This is a genomic window from Amycolatopsis sp. NPDC088138, assembly GCF_044741685.1.
Classification (GTDB): Bacteria; Actinomycetota; Actinomycetes; order Mycobacteriales; family Pseudonocardiaceae; genus Amycolatopsis.
The window spans coordinates 25310-43015 of the sequence record NZ_JBIUTB010000005.1 but is presented as its reverse complement, the minus strand read 5'-3'; the positions used below and the strand labels follow the sequence as shown (position 1 = coordinate 43015).

Sequence of the window (17706 nt, the reverse complement as noted above, 5' to 3'; positions counted from 1 at the left end):
CCGGGGAGGTGGCCTTCAGCGTCAGTGCCAGTACCGCCTAGTGCTCCGAGCCGCCCTTGGCGACCTCGACGCTCTCGATCTCGCCGTGCTGACCGTTGCCGTTCGCGTGACCGTTGCCGTTGGAGTGCCCGTTGCCGTGGGCCCGCTCCAGCGCGGCGGTCTCCTCGGCCGGGTCCGGCGACCAGAACGTGCCCGGGACGGCGTGGCCCGCCGACCCCAGCTTGTTCATCTTCTTCGGCACGGACGCGCCCTGGTACTCGAGCGGGACCGCGTGGCCGTGGCTGTCGACGCCGCCGAGCGGCTGGTGGATCTCGATGAACTCACCGTGCGGCAGCCGCTTGATGATGCCCGTCTCGACGCCGTGCTCCAGCACCTCGCGGTCGGCCCGCTGCAGGCCCAGGCAGAGCCGGTAGGTCAGGTAGTAGGCGACCGGCGGCACGAGCAGGACGCCGATGCGGCCGGCCCACGTCGTCGCGTTCAGCGAGATGTCGAACTGGTCGGCGATGATGTCGTTGAAGCCCGACAGCTCGATCACCATGAAGAAGCCCAGCGCCATCGCGCCCAGCGCCGTGCGGACCGGGACGTCCCGGGGCCGCTGGAGCAGGTTGTGGTACGCGGTGTCCTTGGACAGCTTCCGCTCGATGAACGGGTAGCTGATGAACAGGCCGATCAGGATCGGCATGCCGACCGCGCCGGGGAAGAACACCGCTGGGATCGTGTAGTTCCCGAGGTAGACCTCCCACGCGGGCCAGATCCGGAGCATGCCGTCGGCCCAGGCCATGTACCAGTCGGGCTGGGACCCCGCCGAGACCTGCGCCGGGTTGTAGGGCCCGAAGTTCCACACCGGGTTGATCTGGAACAGGCCCGACATGAGCGCCAGCACGCCGATGACCAGCGTGAAGAACGCGCCGCCCTTGAGCGCGAAGTACGGCATGATCCGGACGCCGACGACGTTGGTCTCCTTGCGGCGCACACCCGGGAACTGCGTGTGCTTCTGGTACCACACCAACGCCAGGTGCGCGCCGACCAGGGCGAGCATGATGCCCGGCAGCAGCAGGATGTGCAGCGTGTACAGCCGCGGGATGATCTGATCGCCGGGGAACTCCCCGCCGAACAGCGCCCAGTGGATCCAGGTGCCGATCACCGGCACCGAGAGCACGATGCCCGAGAGCGTCGCGCGGATACCGGTACCGGACAGCAGGTCATCGGGCAGCGAGTAGCCGAAGAAGCCTTCAAAGCAGCCCAGGACCAGCAGCAGGCCGCCGATCACCCAGTTGGCCTCACGCGGCTTGCGGAACGCGCCGGTGAAGAACACCCGCAGCATGTGCACGGCCATCGACGCGACGAAGATCAGCGCGGCCCAGTGGTGCAGCTGGCGCATGAACAGGCCGCCGCGGACGTCGAAGGAGATGTCCAGCGTCGTGCGGAAGGCCTGCGACATCTCCAGGCCCTGCATGTTCGTGAAGCTGCCGTGGTAGACGACCTCCTGCATGGAGGGGTCGAAGAACAGCGTCAGGTACACCCCGGTGAGCAGCAGGATGATGAAGCTGTAGAGCGCGATCTCGCCCAGCAGGAAGGACCAGTGGGTCGGGAACACCTTGTTCATCTGGTGCCGCAGGCCCTTGGCCAGGCGGTAGCGCTGATCGGCGTTGTCCGCGGCGTCGCCCACCGCCCGCTCGATCGCGCTCGACCCCTTGGTCGGCGTGGTGAGTGAACTCATGACTTACGCTCCCAAAAGGCCGGACCGATGGCCTCGATGAAGTCGCCTCGCGCGATCAAGTATCCCTCTTCGTCCACCGTGATCGGTAGTTGGGCCAGCGGACGGGTCGCCGGGCCGAAAATCGGCTTGGCGTAGTGGAGGGCGTCGAACTGCGACTGGTGGCACGGGCACAGGATGCGGTTGGTCCGCTGCTCGTACAGGGAGGTCGGGCAGCCGACGTGGCTGCAGATCTTCGTGTACGCGTACAGGTCGCCGAAGTTGAAGTCCTCCTGGCCGGACCGCTTGACCACCTTGGCGGCGTCGGTCGGGCGCAGGCGGATCAGCATGACCGGGTTGTCCACCCGGGTCAGCGCGGCGGCGAGCAGCTCCGGCTTGTCCTTCTCGGAGTCGCGGTACGGGAAGACCGTCTCCATCGCGCCGGCGTCGAGGTCCTCGGCCTTGACGAGGCTGGCTTCCTGGCCCTCTTCCAGCGGCTTGCCGGTGTTGCGGCGCAGGTAGACCTTCTCGCCGGGGAAGTTCGGCTGCCAGCCGGTGTGCCAGAGGGAGTCGCGGCCCTCGGTGTCCTTCCACGGGTTCTTGATGAAGGACGCGAGCGGCAGCGCGGCGGCCGCGAGGCCCAGCGTGCCGGCACCCGCGATGGCCGAGCGCTTGATCAGCGAGCGGCGGGCGATGGTGCTGCGGCTCCCGGCGTCGGACAGGTGCGCGAGGATCGTGGCGCGGTCGACCTCGGCCGACCCCTTGCCGTCACCGTCGTGACGCTCCTGCACCGAGACCTCGGCGGGCACGAACTTCTTCGTGTAGAGGATCACGCCGATGCCCAGGCCGAGGATGGCCAGGCCGAGCGTGAGCCCCAGCATCGGGGTGTAGAGGCTGTACCAGAAGTGGCCGCTCTCGTTGTCCGGCGCCTCGTACTGCCACGGCCACCAGATCAGGGAGACGACGAACGCCAGCCCGGCCACCGCGGACAGCGCGAACCAGAACGCGACCAGGCGTTCGGCGCGCTTCTCCGCCCGGGTGCCCTCCACGGGCCACGGGGTCGGGTACTCGGCGATCTCGACACCGTCGAGCTGGCCGCCCAGCTTGAGCAGCTGGTCACGGTCCATGTCCGCCAGCTCCGCCTCCGTCGGCGGCTTAGGCCCCTCGGCACTCATGCCTTCGATCCAATCCACAACGTCACGCCGATCAGCGCGGCGATCCCGACGATGAAGGCGATGACGCCCTCGGAAGCGGGGCCGACCCCGCCGAGGCCGTTACCACCCGGGTCATTGTTGCCGTCGGACACCGACTTCACGTAGGCGACGATGTCCTTCTTCTCCTCGGGCGAAAGCTGCCGGTCGGAGAACTTCGGCATGTTCTGGGGGCCGGTGAGCATGGCGGTGTAGATCTGCTCTTCGCTCGCCGGGTCCAGGTTCGGCGCGTACTTGCCCGCCGACAGCGCGCCGCCGCGGCCGGTGAAGTTGTGGCACGAGGCGCAGTTGAGGCGGAACAGCTCGCCACCGCGGGCCGGGTCGCTGCCGCGCAGGGCCTCGCCCTTCTCGGTGGGACGCTGCGCGCCGCCGCCGTGGGCCTGGATGAAGGCGCCGACCGCGTCGATCTCGGCCTCGCTCAGCTTCGGCGGCTTGCGCTCGATCTGCGCTTCCTGCCGCGCGGCCGGCATGCGGCCCGAAGAGGTCTGGAAGTACACCGCGGCGTCACCGATGCCGATGAGGCTCGGGCCGCGGTCCTGCACGCCCTCGAGGTTCGCGCCGTGGCACGCGATGCAGGTGTTGTTGTAGACCTGCTCGCCGAGGCGCAGCTGCGCCGGCGTGCCCTGGGCCTGCGCGGTCTGCGGCTCGGGGGCGAACACGGCGTACAGGGCACCGGCGCCCACCAACGCGACACCGAGTGCGAGCAGGCCGGCGAACCGCCTCCGCAGCTTCGACCGCGCGCGGTAGCGGCGCTCCGACGATTTGGTGCTGGTGGTCATCTTGCGGCAACCCTTGCTGTCAGTTCAGGCCGATGGAGAAGGTGGTGGCGGCTGGCGGTGCGGGCCTCACGGCAGGAGGTAGATCACACCGAACAGGCCGACCCACACGATGTCGACGAAGTGCCAGTAGTAGGACACGACGATCGCCGACGTGGCCTGGGCGGGCGTGAACTTGCTCAGCTTGGTGCGGATGAGCAGGTACACGAAGGCGATGAGCCCGCCGATGACGTGCAGGCCGTGGAACCCGGTGGCGAGGTAGAAGACCGTGCCGAACGGGCCGGACGGGATCGTCATCCCCTCTTCCACCAGGTTGTGGTACTCGTTGGCCTGGCCGCCGACGAAGATCGCGCCCATGATCAACGTGATGATGTACCAGCGGCGCAGCCCGTAGACGTCACCGCGCTCGGCGGCGAAGACGCCGAACTGGCAGGTCAGCGAGGACAGCACGAGGATCACCGTGAACGGGATCGCGTAGCCCACGTTGAGGTGGAACGGTTCGCCGTGCAGCGGTGGTGGCCACGCGCCGGTGGAGTTCTGCGCCTTGACGGTGAAGAACATCGCGAAGAGTCCGGCGAAGAACATCAGTTCGCTGGACAGCCACACGATGGTGCCGACACTGACCATGTTCGGCCGGTTCAGCGAGTGAACCCGCTGACTGATGGTGGGAGCTGCCGTTGTCACGCGTCGCATTATGTCCTCCCGCACGACCGTCCCGCCGGGTGGGTCCACGGCAAGTCGCGTGCGGAACCGATCACACCCCCGGAAACCGGCACTGCGGAAAGGTGAGAGCTACTCATGGGTTTACTCGACCGGCTGCGTGACCTGGTCAAGAAGGGCGAAACCGCTGTTCTGACGCCTGATACGCCCGAGTTGAAGATCGTCGCCGAGGCCTTCGACCCGGTCGTCGCGGACTCCGCCGTGCTCGCCGGTTCACCCGCCTGGGTCAGCACGGCACCGGCCGTTCTGCGGCACCACCTCCTGCTGCCACCGGGCCGGCTGGCCGAAGCGGCGTCGGTCCTCGCCCAGGACGGCTACGAGCTGCGAGAAGAGTCACCCGATGGTGGTCTGACGCGGGTGCTCGCGGTCCGCGTCCAAGTGCTCGACGCCCTCCACTGCGCCCAGGAACGGTCCCGGATGGCGGGCCTGGCGCAGCGGCTGGGCGGCGACGCGCTCGGCTGGGACGCGCTCCAGCCGGAGGCGCCCGCGTGATGTCGGTCTCGGCCGATACGATCGGCGGAGTCGTGCTGTAACCGGGGCTCCGCCCCGGACCGGGGGCTCCGCCACCCGGACCCCCCAAAGAAAGTTTGTGACGAGACGGAGGCAGCTCAAATGGCCGAGCAGTCGATGCGGGTCCTGGTGTTCAGCCACAAGGCGGAGGTGCGCGAGGCGATCGTGAACGCGGTCGGCCGGCGGCCCGCCGCCGACGTGGGCCGCGTGGACTACGTCGAGGCGGCCGGCATCGCCGACGTGCTGTCCGAGGTGGACGCCGGGAACGTCGACCTGGCGATCCTCGACGGCGAGGCGCAGCCCACCGGCGGCATCGGGCTGTGCCGCCAGCTGAAGGCCGAGATCACCGACTGCCCGCCCATCGTGGTGGCCGTGCGGCGGCGGGACGACCGGTGGCTGGCCACCTGGTCGCAGGCGGACGCCGTGCTGGTGCACCCGCTGGACCCGCTGACCGCCGCGGAGACCGTCGCCGACGTGCTGCGCGCGCGACGGGTCCCCGTCGTGAACGGCTGAGCCCGGTGACCACCCCGGTCCCCCGCACCTGGCCGCCGCTGCTCAAGCAGCTCATCGCACGCGTCGACCTGTCCGAGGACGACACGGCGTGGGCGATGGACCAGATCATGAGCGGCGCGGCGAGCCCGGCCCGGATCGCCGGGTTCGCGGTGGCGCTGCGCGCCAAGGGCGAGACGCCCGCGGAGATCGCCGGCATGGCCGCGACGATGCTGGCGCACGCCCGCCGCGTCGAGCTGGACCGGCCGGCCGTCGACATCGTCGGCACCGGCGGTGACGGCTCGAACTCGGTGAACATCTCGACGATGGCGACCATCGTCACAGCGGCGGCGGGCGCGCCGGTGGCCAAGCACGGCAACCGCAGCGCGTCGTCGAAGTCCGGGGCGGCCGACGTGCTGGAGACCCTCGGCGTGCGGATCAGCCTGCCGCCGGAGGACGTCCAGCGCAGCCTCACCGAGGTCGGCGTCGGGTTCTTCCTGGCGTCGGCGTTCCACCCGGCGCTGCGCCACGCGGGCCCGGTGCGGTCCGAGCTGGGTGTGCCGACCACGTTCAACCTGCTGGGCCCGCTGACCAACCCGGCCCAGCCGGGCAGCGCCCTGATCGGCTGCGCGTACCAGGACAAGACCCGGGTGCTGGCCGAGGTCTTCGCCCGGCGCGGCACGCGAGCCCTGGTGGTCCGCGGTGACGACGGACTCGACGAGATCACCACCACGACGACGTCGACGCTCTGGGTGGTCGCGGATGGCGAGGTCACCGAGCGCACCTTCGACCCCGCCTCGGTGGGCATCCCCCGGGCGACGGCGGAGGACCTGCGCGGCGGCGACGCGGCGGCGAACGCGGAAGTGGTCCGCGAACTGGTGGGCGGCAAGCCGGGCCCGGTCCGCGACGCGGTCCTGATCAACGCGGCGGCGGCCCTGACGGCCTTCACGGGCTTCTCAGCGTCCCTGGAGGACGACCTGCGAGCGGGTCTGGTGCGAGCAGCCGAGGCGATCGATTCGGGAGCGGCGGCGGCCCTGCTGGACCGCTGGATCGCGTTCCAGTAGCCGGGCAGGTCAGCCGCGGAAGGCCGTGCGGTACGAAGACGGGCTCGTCCCCCGCAACCGGGTGAACTGGTGCCGCAAGGCCGCCGCCGAGGCATACCCGCACGCCACCGCGATGTCCTCCACCGACAGCCTGCCCTCCTCCAGCAGGGCCTGGGCGCGGTCCAGGCGGCGCTCGGTCAGCCAGCGGTGCGGTGTCGTGCCCGTCGCGGCCGAGAAGCGGCGCAGGAACGTCCGCTCCCCCAGGCCGCTGCGGCGGGCCAGCTCCGCCACCGTGAACGGCTGGTCCAGCCGCCGCTCCACCCACTCCAGCGCTTCGGCCACCACCGAGTCGTCCGGCAGGGACGGGACCGGGGCCTGGACGAACTGGGCCTGGCCGCCCGCGCGGAAGGGTGCCGCCACCATGCGGCGGGCCAGCGTCGTCGCCGCCGTGACGCCGCGCAGCCGGCGGACCAGGTGCAGGCACAGGTCGACCGCCGCGACCGTGCCCGCGCTGGTCAGGATGCCCTCGTCGTCGGCGTACAACGCCTGCGGGTCCACGAGCGCCGCCGGGAACTTCTGCCGGAACTCCGCCTCGTACACCCAGTGGACGGTGCACCGGCGGCCGTCGAGCAGGCCCGCGTACCCCAGCGTGAACACACCCGCGCAGAACCCCGCCACCCACGCGCCCCGCGCGGCCGCGTCGCGCAGGACGTCCAGCACTGGCGCAGGTGGCGGTGCCGTCCGCGGGGCACACGTCGGCACGATCAGCAGGTCCGCCGACGCCGCGAAGTCCAGGTCCGCCAGCCCGGACAGCCCGAACCCCGACCAGCTGGCGATCGGCGCGCCGCCCGGCGAGCAGACGGCGAAGTCCCAGCCCTCGATGCCGTCGGCGCTGCGGTCGGTGCCGAACACCTCGCACGCGACCCCCAGCTCGAACGGCGAAACGTGGTCGGCGAGCACCACCGCGACCCGGTTGACGTCCATCGGCCGAGTGTGTCACAAGTTTTGCGGCCGTTGTCATCTCTGACACTGGTCACGCGCGGCCGCCGCGACGAACGTGGTCACCATGATGAATTCGGAAACCCGCCCGCTGCTCCAGTGGTCCGCGGCGATGGCGATGTCCGGGACGATCGGCGCGGTCGTCCTCGAAAGCGGTGCGGCGGCACCGGCCGTCGCGTTCGCCCGCTGCTTCGTCGGCGCGACGCTGCTCGTGCTCTGGTGCCTCGCGCGCGGCTGGCTGCAGGCCTGGCGGCCGACACGCCGCGACCTCGGCCTGGCGGTGCTGGGCGGGCTCTTCCTGGTCGGGAACTGGGTGCTGCTGTTCGCTTCCTACGCGCTGTCGTCGATCTCGGTCAGCACGGTCGTCTACCACACCCAGCCGCTGATCCTGGTCGGCCTGGCGGCGGCGTTCCTCGGCGAGAAGTTCGCGAAGAGCACCCTGGTCCGGGCCGGGATCGCGTTCGGCGGTGTGGCGCTCATCTCCCTGTCCGCCCACGGCGAGGACGGCAAGCCGGTGCAGCTCGCGGGGATCGGCCTCGCGCTCGGCGCGGCCGTGCTCTACGCCGGCGCGTCCTTCGTCGCGAAGCAGCTGAAGCACGTCCGCCCGCACCTGCTCGCGGCCGTGCAGACCACGGTGGGCGCGCTCGTGCTGGCGCCCGTGCTGCTGGTGACGCCACTGCCGTCGACGACGTCGGGGCTGCTCTGGCTGGTGCTGCTCGGCACGGTGCACACCGCGCTGATGTACGTGCTGATCTACGCCAGCATCGGCAAACTGCCCACGACGACGGTGGCGCTGCTGTCCTACGTCTACCCGGTGGTCGCCGTGCTGGTCGACATCGCCTTCTACGGCCACCGCCCGGCCTGGCCGGAGGCCGTCGGCATGCTCGCGGTGCTGGCCGCCGCGCTGGCCCCGCAACGGACGAAAACCGGCCGCCACACTGTCGAGCAGCGTGACGGCCGGTCAGCAGAGCCTGAGGTCAGTCGTGGGACGGACCCGTGTGGTACTCGAACACCAGCCCGCCGATCGTGATGAGCAGCGCGACCAGCGCGATCACCAGCAGCCAGATGTGGAAGAACGCCAGCGCCAGCGCGGCGAGGGCGGCGGTGGCCGCCATGCCGATCGGCCAGTAGCTGCCCGGGCTGAAGAAGCCCAGCTCACCGGCACCGTCGCTGATCTCGGCGTCCTCACGGTCCTCCGGGCGCGGCTCGATGCGCCGGGAGACGAACTGCATGTAGCTGCCGGCCAGGAAGGCCAGCCCGCCGGTCAGGATCAGCGCGACGATGCCCACCGGCTCGGGCTTGCCACCGAAGTCGGGATCCAGCACGGCCCACGCCCAGTACACACCCGACATGAGCACGGCGAAGACCGCCACGATGAAGAAGATGCGCGCTTCGACCTTCATGGGTCTTTTCCTAACTCCTGTTGTCGCCGGGCGTCAGTTGGACGCGGTCCGCGCCGTGCGGTCGGTGTTGAACGGCTGGGTGGTGACCGCGTGCGGGGTGCACAGCTCGCCGCAGTTCATCTTCGCCAGCGCTTCGGATGCGGTGAACGTCTGGTTCGTGGCCGGGTTCACCTGCTTGCGCAGCGCGATGTACGCGTCGTACTTGTCCGGGGACAGCGCGCGGACCTCGAAGTTCATCACCGAGTGGTACGTGCCGCACAGCTCCGCGCACCGGCCGACGAAGGAGCCTTCGCGGTCGATCTTGTTCTGGAAGGAGCTGTCCTGGTTGTTCTTGTCCGGGTTCGGGAAGACGTCCCGCTTGAAGTGGAACTCGGGCACCCAGAAGGAGTGGATGACGTCGGTGGAGAGCAGGTCGTACTGGATCGTCTTGCCGACCGGCAGCACCAGCAGCGGGATCTCGCCGGACGAGCCGACCGTGCTCACCTGGCCGCTGCCGTCGGGCTTCGCGGCACTGGGGTCCTCGTACTTGAACTCCCAGTTCCACTGGAAGGCCACGACCTGGACCTTGACGTCCGGGTTCGGGATCTTGTCGAGGACCTTGTTCTCCGTGGTCGCGGTGAAGTAGAACAGCACGCAGACCATGATCGTCGGGACGACGACCGTGAACAGCTCGAGCGGGATGTTGTACTGGAACTGCCGGGGCAGCTCCTCCGGCTCGCCGTCGACCGTCTTCTTCTTGCGGTGGAACGTCGCGGTCCAGAAGATCAGGGCCCACACGATGACGCCGACGACGAGCGCCGCGATCACGGTCCAGGTCCAGAGGTTCCGCATCTCGTTCGCCTGCTCGGTGACACCCACCGGCCAGCCGAACCGCAGGATCTCGTCGCCGGAGCAGCCCGTCGCGGTCAGCGCGACCAGCACGGCCAGCGCGGCGATCCGCACGGTCCGCTTACCCGGGGTGCGCTCGGGTTTTCCCACTGCGCCTCGCCCTTTCACCCAGAGCCTCCTACGACCGATCTTTGTGACAGGGCGGAGCCTAGCCGAGTTGGCGTGGTCCGCTGACCAAGGGGTAACCATCGACGCGCGTGGTACGCGCCACCACGCGCCCGGCATACTGGGCGCTCCCCAGCCCCGCGAAGACCCCTGAAGGTGTGTGAGTACCCGTGTGCGGCCTGCTTGGACTGATCTGCGCGACCGAGACCGGTGCGGCCAACGCGCGTGACGCCGTCGGCGCGGCCATGCGCTGCCAGCGCCACCGCGGCCCCGACGAGCAGGACACGTGGGCCGACGCCGAGGTCGTCTACGGCTTCAACCGGCTCGCCTTCATCGACGTCGAGCACTCCCACCAGCCCCTGGTCTGGGGGCCGCCGGAGGCGCCGGGCCGGTACACGATGAACTTCAACGGCGAGGTCTACAACTACCTCGAGCTGCGGGCCGAGCTGGCCGAGAAGTTCGGGGCGAAGTTCGAGACCGAGGGTGACGGCGAGGCGGTCGTCGCCGGCTACCACTACCTGGGCGCCGAGTGGGTCGAGCGGCTGCGCGGGATGTTCGCCTTCATGATCTGGGACTCGCAGGAGAAGCGGGTCTTCGGCGCGCGGGACCCGTTCGGGATCAAGCCGCTGTTCTACTCGGCCGGCCCCGGCGGCGTGGCGTTCTCCAGCGAGAAGAAGAGCCTGCTGGAGCTGTCGGACACCCTCGGCGTCGCGCAGGAGCTGGACCGCAAGGCGCTGCAGCACTACCTGGTCCTGCAGTACGTGCCCGAGCCCGAGTCGCTGCACACCGCGATCCGCCGCGTCGAGTCCGGGACGTCGTTCGAGGTGGTCCCCGGCGGTGAGGTGAAGTTCACCCGCTACTTCCACCCGCAGTTCGCGACCAAGCCGGTCAACGGGCAGGCCGAGGCCGAGGCGCTGTACGAGCGCATCGCCGACGTGATGCGCGACTCGGTCGGCAAGCACATGATCTCCGACCCGGACGTCACGGTCGGCGCGTTCCTCTCGGGCGGCATCGACTCCACGGCCACCGCCACGCTGGCCAAGGAGCACAACCCGAACCTGATCGCCTTCACCACCGGGTTCGAGCGCGAGGGGTACTCCGAGGTCGACGTCGCCGCCGAGTCGGCCGCCGCGATCGGCGTGAAGCACGTGGTCCGCACGGTGTCGGCGGACGAGATGATGGAGGCCCTGCCGCTCATCGTCTGGTACCTCGACGACCCGGTGGCCGACCCGGCGCTCGTGCCGCTGTGGTTCATCGCGCGCGAGGCCCGCAAGCACGTCAAGGCGGTCCTTTCGGGTGAAGGCGCCGACGAGCTGTTCGGCGGCTACACGATCTACAACGAGCCGATCTCGCTGGCGCCGTTCGAGAAGATCCCGGGCGGGATGCGGAAGCTGATCGGCAAGGTCTCCACGAAGATCCCCGAGGGCACCCGCGGCAAGGACCTGCTGCGCCGCGGCGCGCTGCCGCTGGAGGACCGCTACTACGGCAACGCCCGCAACTTCCGCGACGACCAGCTGCGCCAGGTGCTGAAGACCTACCAGGAGGGCGTCGGCTTCAAGGACGTCACGGCGCCCTGGTACGACGTCTCGCGCGGCTGGGACCCGGTGGCCCGGATGCAGCACGTCGACCTCTACACCTGGCTGCGCGGCGACATCCTCGTCAAGGCGGACAAGGTGACCATGGCGAACTCGCTCGAGCTGCGGGTGCCGTTCCTGGACGCCGAGGTGTTCAAGGTCGCCGCTTCCATTCCGCTGGACCAGAAACTCGCCCACAACACGACGAAGTACGCGCTGCGCCAGGCCCTGGCGAAGATCATCCCGGCGCACGTGCTGAACCGCCGCAAGCTCGGCTTCCCGGTGCCGATCCGGCTGTGGCTGCGCAACGAGATGTACGACTGGGCCAAGGGCATCATCAGCGACTCGAAGACCGAGGAGCTGCTGGACAAGAAGGCCATCCTGGCGCTGCTCGAGGAGCACAAGGCGGGCCAGCTGGACCGCAGCCGCCAGCTGTGGGCGCTGATCGTGTTCATGCTGTGGCACGGCATCTTCGTGGAGCACCGCATCAAGCCGGAGATCCCCGAGCCGGTGTACCCGGTCAAGCTCTGACCGTCCGTTGTAGACGGTCCGAACGCGAAAGGCCCCCGCACCCGGTGGTGCGGGGGCCTTTTCGTGCCGGGGTCAGGCGGGCAGGACCACCGAGATCTCCTCGGCGGCGTCCGGCCCGAAGGCCTCGCCGATGCGGGCGAGCGCGTCGGCGCGGTCGAACGTCCACTCCTGGGTGCCCACGGTCTCCAGCACCAGCACCGCGATGAGCGAGCCGAGCTGGGCGGCGCGCTCGACGTTGAGGCCGCCGTCGAGACCGGCCAGGAAGCCCGCGCGGAAGCCGTCGCCGACGCCGGTCGGGTCGGCCTTGGCGCGCTCGGGCACCGCGCCGATCTGCAGGGCGACGCCGCCCTTGCCGACGATCTCGACGCCCTTCTCCCCCAGCGTCGTGATGCGCACGCCGACCTGGTCGAGGACGTCGGCCTCGGTCCAGCCGGTCTTCTGGAGCAGCAGCTCCCACTCGTAGTCGTTGCTGAACAGGTACTTCGCGCCGGCGACGAACGCCCGAGCCTGCTCCCCGCTCATCCGGGCCAGCTGCTGCGACGGGTCGACGGCGAAGGTGTAGCCGCGCTGGCGGCACTCCTCGGCGTGGCGGACCATGCCGTCCGGGTCGTCCGGGCTGATGAGCACCAGGCTCAGCTCACCGGCGCGCTCGGCGATCGGGGCCAGCTCGATGTTGCGGGACTCGGCCATCGCGCCCGCGTAGAACGTCGCGATCTGGCAGAGGTCCTCGTCCGTCGTGCAGACGAACCGCGCGGTGTGCGCGGTCTCGGAGACGTGCACCCCCGAGGTGTCGACGCCGTGGCGCTCCAGCCAGGAGCGGTAGTCGGCGAAGTCGGCGCCGACCGCGCCCACCAGCACCGGCTTGACGCCCAGCACGCCGAGGCCGAACGCGATGTTCGCGCCGATCCCGCCGCGCCGCACCACGAGGTCGTCGGCGAGGAAGCTCAGCGACACCCGGTGGAGTTGCTCGGCGACCAGCTGTTCGGCGAACCTTCCCGGGAAGTGCATGAGGTGGTCGGTTGCGATACTGCCGGACACTGCGATCCTGGCCCTGTCTGCCACCGGCTGCTCCTTTGTGGTCGACCTCACGGCAAACGGCACGAAGTTACCCCTGGGTCATGACCCATCCGGGTAGTTCGCGCGTACCACCCGAGACTACCGGCTGGTACTCCTTCACCAGTCGAGCCGCGATCAATAGCGTTACGAATCGTGAACGCCGTCACCGAACCCGAGACCCTGTCCGAGCTGATCGCCGACTGCGCCCTCATCCCGACGACGCTCCGCGCCGACAACGTGCCGTTGCCGCGCGTGACCGCGCCGCCGTGGCAGGTCGACGAGGCGTGCCACGCCCAGGTCGCGGAGCTCGACGCGTACGTCTGAGCCCGCCCGGCGCGGCACCCCGAAACCGAGCAGCAACGAAGAAGGCCCCGTCCTCCGTTCGGAGGCGGGGCCTTCTCGCGTCGTGCTCAGGCTCGGCGCGCGGGACTCAGTGGAACGAGTCGCCGCAGGCGCAGGAGCCGGTCGCGTTCGGGTTGTCGATCGTGAAGCCCTGCTTCTCGATCGTGTCCACGAAGTCGATGACGGCTTCCGAAACGTACGGCGCGCTCATCCGGTCCACGGCGACCTTGAGGCCGTCGAAGTCCCGGAACAGGTCACCGTCGAGCGTGCGCTCGTCGAAGAACAGCTGGTAGCGCAGGCCCGCGCAGCCACCGGGCTGGACGGCGATGCGCAGGTGCATGTCGTCGCGGCCCTCCTGGTCGAGCAGGGCCTTCGCCTTGGCAGCCGCGGTGTCGGTCAGCGTGACGCCGTGGGTCTCCTCGGCGGTCTCGGCCTGCGTCGCGCCGGCGTGCTCAGCGGTCGTCATGGCACTCCTCATAGGTTCGAACTCACTGCGGATACTCCTGGTGCCCTACGTCCAACACCCGTCGCGTCCGATCTGTTCCCCCTCCATCGTCGCACATCGATCGACCTGGTGAACGGCGGCGTGACGCCTGCAATACCCTGGTGACGTGAGGTTCCTGCGCCGAAGCACCACAGACACCGCCGCCGACGAGCCGGCCACGACCGAAGCCGTCGACGTCGGCGGCAAGTCGTTCACGCCCGGTAAGGGCAAGGCCACGCCGAAGCGGCGGGAGGCGGAGGCCAAGCGGCGCGGCCCGGTCGCGCCCCCGCCGACCACGATGCGTGAGGCGATGAAGCGCAACAAGGAGCTGCGCAAGGCGAACCCGCAGACGAAGGAAGACCGCCGGGCGGCGGCGAAGTCCCGCCGCGAAGCGATGATGCGGGGCGACGACAAGGCCCTGCTCCCCCGCGACCGCGGGCCGGTCAAGGCGTACGTCCGTGACCTGGTGGACAGCCGGCGCAACCTGCTCGGCCTGTTCATGCCGCTGGCCATCCTGGTGTTCCTGGCGCTGCTGGTGCCGCTGCCCCAGGTCCAGTCGTACATCACGCTGCTGTGCACCGCGATGCTGCTGGTGATGGCCATCGAGGGCGTCGTGAACGGCCGCAAGATCGGGAAGCTGGTGCGCGAGAGGTTCCCCAAGGAGACGGTGAACGGCCGCTCGGTGGGCTGGTACGCCTTCGTCCGCGCCTCCCAGATCCGGCGCCTGCGGGTCCCGAAGCCGCGGCTGAAGCCGGGCGACCCGATCCCGAACTGAGCTTGTGGTGAAAAGCCGGGTGAGACGCGTCTCACCCGGCTTTTCGCTGCCCTGATCAGGCCATCTGACAGCTGGAGTCACTCCAGGTCGTTAGCAAAGCAAACGATTACCGCCTAGGCTGAACCCATGGAGTTTCGTCGTCTCGGCCGCAGCGGCCTCAACGTCAGTGAGATCTCGTACGGGAACTGGCTCACCCACGGTTCCCAGGTCGAGGAGGACCAGGCCCACGCCTGCATCAAAGCCGCGCTCGACGCCGGCATCACCACCTTCGACACCGCCGACGTCTACGCGAACACCGCCGCGGAGTCGGTGCTCGGGCGCGGCCTGAAGGGGCAGCGGCGGGAGAGCCTGGAGATCTTCACCAAGGTCTTCTGGCCGACCGGCCCCAAGGGCCCGAACGACAAGGGCCTGTCCCGCAAGCACATCCTCGAGTCGGCGAACGCGTCGCTGCAGCGGCTCGGCACCGACTACGTCGACCTCTACCAGGCGCACCGGTTCGACCGGAGCGTGCCGCTGGAAGAGACCATGCTCGCCTTCGCCGACCTGGTCCGCCAGGGCAAGGTGCTCTACGTCGGCGTCTCGGAGTGGACCGGCGAGCAGATCAGCCGGGGCGCGGCGCTGGCCCGCGAGCTGAAGGTGCCGTTCGTGTCGAACCAGCCGCAGTACAACATGCTCTGGCGCGTCATCGAGGACCAGGTCATCCCCGCCTCCGAGCGTGAAGGCCTCAGCCAGATCGTCTGGTCGCCGATCGCGCAGGGCGTGCTGACCGGCAAGTACAAGCCGGGCGCGGCGTTCCCAGAGGGCTCGCGCGCCACCGACGAGAAGGGCGGCGCCAACATGGTCCGCCGCTTCCTCGACGACGAGGTCCTCAAGCGCGTCGCCGAGCTCGAGCCGCTGGCCAAGCAGGCGGGCCTGTCCATGGCGCAGCTGGCCGTCGCTTGGGTGCTGCAGAACCCGAACGTCGCCTCGGCGATCATCGGCGCCTCGCGCCCGGAGCAGGTCGTGGACAACGTCCAGGCCGCGGGCAAGAAGCTCGACGCCGACCTGCTCACCGCCATCGACGACGTCCTCGGCGACGTCGTCGAGCGCGACGCGAGCCTCACCAAGAGCCCCTGACGCAAGTCCGTGAATGGCCCATTGAGGGACTCTAAGTCCCTCAATGGGCCATTCACGGCTTTCAGTCCTGGTTGATCCGGGCCTGGTAGGGCACGTGGCCGTCCAGGTCGAGGCCGTCTTCCGGGGAGACGCGGGGTTCGACGCCGAAGCCGCGCAACAAGCGGCTCGCCCCGGCCAGCCGGTCACCGCCGCGGCCCGGGAGCCGCTCGGGGGTGAACCCGCGCTCGGCCAGCAGGCTCTCGACGTCGTCGATCAGCCGGTACGGGTCGTAGCCGCGCGGCTCACCCACGGGGCCAGGTCTTCCCGGTGATCCGCTCGTAGACCTCGGTGTAGCGCTGCCGCGTCTGGTCGACGATGTCCGCCGGGATCTCCGGCCCGGGCGGGGTCTGGTCCCAGCCGGTGCCGCGGGACCAGTCACGCACGAACTGCTTGTCGAAGGCGTGCTGCGGGCGGCCCGGCTCCCACTCGTCGGCGGGCCAGAAGCGCGACGAGTCCGACGTCAGGACCTCGTCGCCCAGGGTCAGCGTGCCCTCGGCGTCGAACCCGAACTCCAGCTTGGTGTCGGCGATGATGACGCCCTGCTTCGCGGCGTGTTCGGCGCCCTTCGTGTAGATCTCCAGCGTCAGCTCGCGAAGCCGCTTCGCGGTGTCTTCGCCGATCTCGTTCAGCACCTCGTCGAAGGTCATGAACTCGTCGTGGCCGGTGTCGGAGATCTTCGTCGTCGGCGTGAAGATCGGCTCGGGCAGCTTGTCGCCCTCGACCAGGCCCGGCGGCAGCGGGACGCCGGAGATCTTGCCGTCACGCTGGTACTCCCGCAGGCCCAGCCCGGCGAGGTAGCCGCGCGCGATGCACTCGACCTGGACCATCTTCAGCGGCTTGCAGCGCATCGCCCGGCCGGCGAACTCGTCCGGCACGTCGGTCGCGGAGACGACGTGGTTCGGGACGACGTCGGACATCCGGTCGAACCACCACGCGGACAGCTGGTTGAGCAGCTTGCCCTTGTCCGGGATCGGCGTCGGGAGCGAGACGTCGTAGACCGACACGCGATCGGTGGCGACCAGCAGGAGGTCGCCGTCGAGCTCGTACAGGTCACGGACCTTGCCCGCGTGGATGTGCTTCATTCGCCGTCCTCAGTCGTGTACTCGTGGAAAACCCAGTGGTCGGGCAGCGCGGCGGACTCACCGTATTCCACGACCGTCCCGTCGGCCGCGAGGAAGGTGCTCCGGCCGAACAGCACCGGCGACCCGGCGGGCAGCCCCAGCTCGGCCGCCTCCACCTCGTCCGCCAGGCCCGCCGCGTGCCGTTCCTGCGTGATCGCGATCCTCGTGCCGAGCCGCAGGGCCGCGTAGGCCGACGTGCCCTCGAGGATCCGCTCGGGCACCAGCAGCGCCGGCGCCTTGGCCGACAGCGCGCCGTCGAACCACGAGGTCGACGTCGACAGCGGCCGCGAATCCGGCCCGTAGGTGGTACGCCGCCGCCGGATGGCCGGGGCGCCCTCCTCCAGGCCCAGCGCGCCGGCGGCCCGCTCGGTGACGGGCTCCAGGCCGGCCGACCGGATCACGGCGTAGTGGCCGGGCGGGTAGATCTTGCCGGTGCGCGCCGACGCGGTGCTGCGGTCGAGCGCGCTGCGGTGCAGCCCGCCGCGGTCGACGACCGTGCCGACCCCGCGCACCGGGCGCACGAGGCCCTGCGAGCGGAGGGTGGCCAGCACCTTGGTGGCCGTCGCCATCGCGACGGTCCAGGTACGCGCTATCTCGCGGGCGGACGGCACCGCGTCGCCCTCCTGCAACCGGCCGGACAGGATGTCGTCACGGATCCGGCCCGCGATCTGCAGGTACGGCGGCTCAGGACGGTCGAGGGTGGGCAAGGCGGCTCCTCACGAGGACTACGCACAAGTGTTCTAGCACGCCAGGGGGTCTCCCTCAAAGCCCTGCTCAGAACCACCCAGGTGTACTAGTACACGCGCTGGACTGCGCTCTAGTACGCAA

Annotated in this window: 20 protein-coding genes; 8 read left to right on the top strand and 12 right to left on the bottom strand. The window is 69.8% G+C overall.

Features of this window, described 5'->3' with window-relative positions; translation table 11 throughout:
* Nucleotides 1-37: 37 nt before the first annotated feature.
* From ACIOD2_RS26615 to ACIOD2_RS26600, 4 genes are all read right to left on the bottom strand, one after another.
* Nucleotides 38-1720 carry a cytochrome bc complex cytochrome b subunit gene (locus ACIOD2_RS26615; RefSeq protein ID WP_400543416.1) on the bottom strand — a complete coding sequence of 561 codons (1683 nt, stop codon included), beginning with the start codon at nucleotides 1718-1720 and terminating at the stop codon, nucleotides 38-40.
* Nucleotides 1717-2871 (bottom strand): ubiquinol-cytochrome c reductase iron-sulfur subunit, encoded by a 1155-nt coding sequence (locus ACIOD2_RS26610; protein WP_400543413.1) that lies wholly within the window; start codon nucleotides 2869-2871, stop codon nucleotides 1717-1719. The genes ACIOD2_RS26615 and ACIOD2_RS26610 overlap by 4 nt, the downstream gene beginning before the upstream one ends.
* Complete coding sequence (locus tag ACIOD2_RS26605) at nucleotides 2868-3686, bottom strand: c-type cytochrome (protein WP_400543410.1); 819 nt, start codon at nucleotides 3684-3686, stop codon at nucleotides 2868-2870. Before ACIOD2_RS26605 ends, ACIOD2_RS26610 begins: the two co-directional genes overlap by 4 nt.
* 66 nt (nucleotides 3687-3752) lie before the next feature.
* Nucleotides 3753-4376 (bottom strand): heme-copper oxidase subunit III, encoded by a 624-nt coding sequence (locus ACIOD2_RS26600; RefSeq protein WP_400543407.1) that lies wholly within the window; start codon nucleotides 4374-4376, stop codon nucleotides 3753-3755.
* Nucleotides 4377-4481: 105 nt separating this feature from the next.
* On the opposite strand from ACIOD2_RS26600, the gene ACIOD2_RS26595 reads away from it, so the two are divergent.
* The 3 genes from ACIOD2_RS26595 (at nucleotide 4482) to trpD (ending at nucleotide 6466) form a co-directional block, all read left to right on the top strand.
* Nucleotides 4482-4895, top strand: a complete 414-nt coding sequence (locus ACIOD2_RS26595; protein WP_400543404.1) for a hypothetical protein — start codon at nucleotides 4482-4484, stop codon at nucleotides 4893-4895.
* A 120-nt stretch (nucleotides 4896-5015) separates the two neighbouring features.
* Complete coding sequence (locus ACIOD2_RS26590; RefSeq protein WP_400543401.1) at nucleotides 5016-5426, top strand: hypothetical protein; 411 nt, start codon at nucleotides 5016-5018, stop codon at nucleotides 5424-5426.
* A 5-nt stretch (nucleotides 5427-5431) separates the two neighbouring features.
* A complete protein-coding gene (trpD, locus tag ACIOD2_RS26585) occupies nucleotides 5432-6466 on the top strand; it encodes an anthranilate phosphoribosyltransferase (protein ID WP_400543398.1) in 1035 nt (344 codons plus the stop codon).
* Nucleotides 6467-6475: 9 nt separating this feature from the next.
* Here trpD and ACIOD2_RS26580 read toward each other — a convergent pair whose 3' ends face one another.
* Nucleotides 6476-7429 (bottom strand): GlxA family transcriptional regulator, encoded by a 954-nt coding sequence (locus ACIOD2_RS26580; protein ID WP_400543395.1) that lies wholly within the window; start codon nucleotides 7427-7429, stop codon nucleotides 6476-6478.
* A gap of 82 nt (nucleotides 7430-7511) precedes the next feature.
* Here ACIOD2_RS26580 and ACIOD2_RS26575 point away from each other — a divergent pair, with 82 nt between their 5' ends.
* Nucleotides 7512-8474 (top strand): DMT family transporter, encoded by a 963-nt coding sequence (locus ACIOD2_RS26575; RefSeq protein ID WP_400543392.1) that lies wholly within the window; start codon nucleotides 7512-7514, stop codon nucleotides 8472-8474.
* Here ACIOD2_RS26575 and ACIOD2_RS26570 read toward each other — a convergent pair.
* A complete protein-coding gene (locus ACIOD2_RS26570) occupies nucleotides 8422-8847 on the bottom strand; it encodes a cytochrome c oxidase subunit 4 (RefSeq protein WP_400543389.1) in 426 nt (141 codons plus the stop codon). The genes ACIOD2_RS26575 and ACIOD2_RS26570 overlap by 53 nt on opposite strands.
* 33 nt (nucleotides 8848-8880) lie before the next feature.
* Nucleotides 8881-9825, bottom strand: a complete 945-nt coding sequence (locus ACIOD2_RS26565; protein WP_400543386.1) for a cytochrome c oxidase subunit II — start codon at nucleotides 9823-9825, stop codon at nucleotides 8881-8883.
* Between the two features lie 185 nt (nucleotides 9826-10010).
* Here ACIOD2_RS26565 and asnB point away from each other — a divergent pair, with 185 nt between their 5' ends.
* Nucleotides 10011-11945, top strand: a complete 1935-nt coding sequence (gene asnB, locus ACIOD2_RS26560; protein ID WP_400543383.1) for an asparagine synthase (glutamine-hydrolyzing) — start codon at nucleotides 10011-10013, stop codon at nucleotides 11943-11945.
* Between the two features lie 72 nt (nucleotides 11946-12017).
* On the opposite strand, the gene ACIOD2_RS26555 is transcribed toward asnB, so the two are convergent.
* The gene (locus tag ACIOD2_RS26555) at nucleotides 12018-13007 is read right to left on the bottom strand and encodes a carbohydrate kinase family protein (RefSeq protein ID WP_400543380.1); all 990 of its coding nucleotides are present in this window, start codon (nucleotides 13005-13007) and stop codon (nucleotides 12018-12020) included.
* Between the two features lie 147 nt (nucleotides 13008-13154).
* Here ACIOD2_RS26555 and ACIOD2_RS26550 point away from each other — a divergent pair, with 147 nt between their 5' ends.
* Nucleotides 13155-13325 carry a hypothetical protein gene (locus ACIOD2_RS26550; RefSeq protein ID WP_392775038.1) on the top strand — a complete coding sequence of 57 codons (171 nt, stop codon included), beginning with the start codon at nucleotides 13155-13157 and terminating at the stop codon, nucleotides 13323-13325.
* Nucleotides 13326-13431: 106 nt separating this feature from the next.
* Here the strand turns inward: ACIOD2_RS26550 and ACIOD2_RS26545 are convergent, their stop codons facing one another.
* On the bottom strand, nucleotides 13432-13809 hold the full coding sequence (locus ACIOD2_RS26545) for an iron-sulfur cluster assembly accessory protein (RefSeq protein ID WP_247062697.1): 378 nt from the start codon (nucleotides 13807-13809) through the stop codon (nucleotides 13432-13434).
* Nucleotides 13810-13954: 145 nt separating this feature from the next.
* Here ACIOD2_RS26545 and ACIOD2_RS26540 point away from each other — a divergent pair, with 145 nt between their 5' ends.
* Both ACIOD2_RS26540 and ACIOD2_RS26535 read left to right on the top strand, forming a co-directional pair.
* Entirely contained in the window at nucleotides 13955-14602 is a 648-nt protein-coding gene (locus ACIOD2_RS26540; RefSeq protein ID WP_400543376.1) for a DUF3043 domain-containing protein, read from the top strand.
* Between the two features lie 126 nt (nucleotides 14603-14728).
* Nucleotides 14729-15718, top strand: coding sequence for an aldo/keto reductase family protein (locus ACIOD2_RS26535; protein ID WP_400543373.1), 990 nt, complete (start codon nucleotides 14729-14731; stop codon nucleotides 15716-15718).
* A 61-nt stretch (nucleotides 15719-15779) separates the two neighbouring features.
* Here the strand turns inward: ACIOD2_RS26535 and ACIOD2_RS26530 are convergent, their stop codons facing one another.
* From ACIOD2_RS26530 to ACIOD2_RS26520, 3 genes are read right to left on the bottom strand one after another with little or no spacing between them, the layout of a single operon-like run.
* Nucleotides 15780-16007 carry a hypothetical protein gene (locus tag ACIOD2_RS26530; protein WP_323332556.1) on the bottom strand — a complete coding sequence of 76 codons (228 nt, stop codon included), beginning with the start codon at nucleotides 16005-16007 and terminating at the stop codon, nucleotides 15780-15782.
* A complete protein-coding gene (locus ACIOD2_RS26525) occupies nucleotides 16000-16839 on the bottom strand; it encodes a phosphoribosylaminoimidazolesuccinocarboxamide synthase (RefSeq protein WP_400543369.1) in 840 nt (279 codons plus the stop codon). Before ACIOD2_RS26525 ends, ACIOD2_RS26530 begins: the two co-directional genes overlap by 8 nt.
* Nucleotides 16836-17585, bottom strand: coding sequence for a GntR family transcriptional regulator (locus tag ACIOD2_RS26520; RefSeq protein ID WP_400543366.1), 750 nt, complete (start codon nucleotides 17583-17585; stop codon nucleotides 16836-16838). Before ACIOD2_RS26520 ends, ACIOD2_RS26525 begins: the two co-directional genes overlap by 4 nt.
* Nucleotides 17586-17706: the final 121 nt, after the last annotated feature.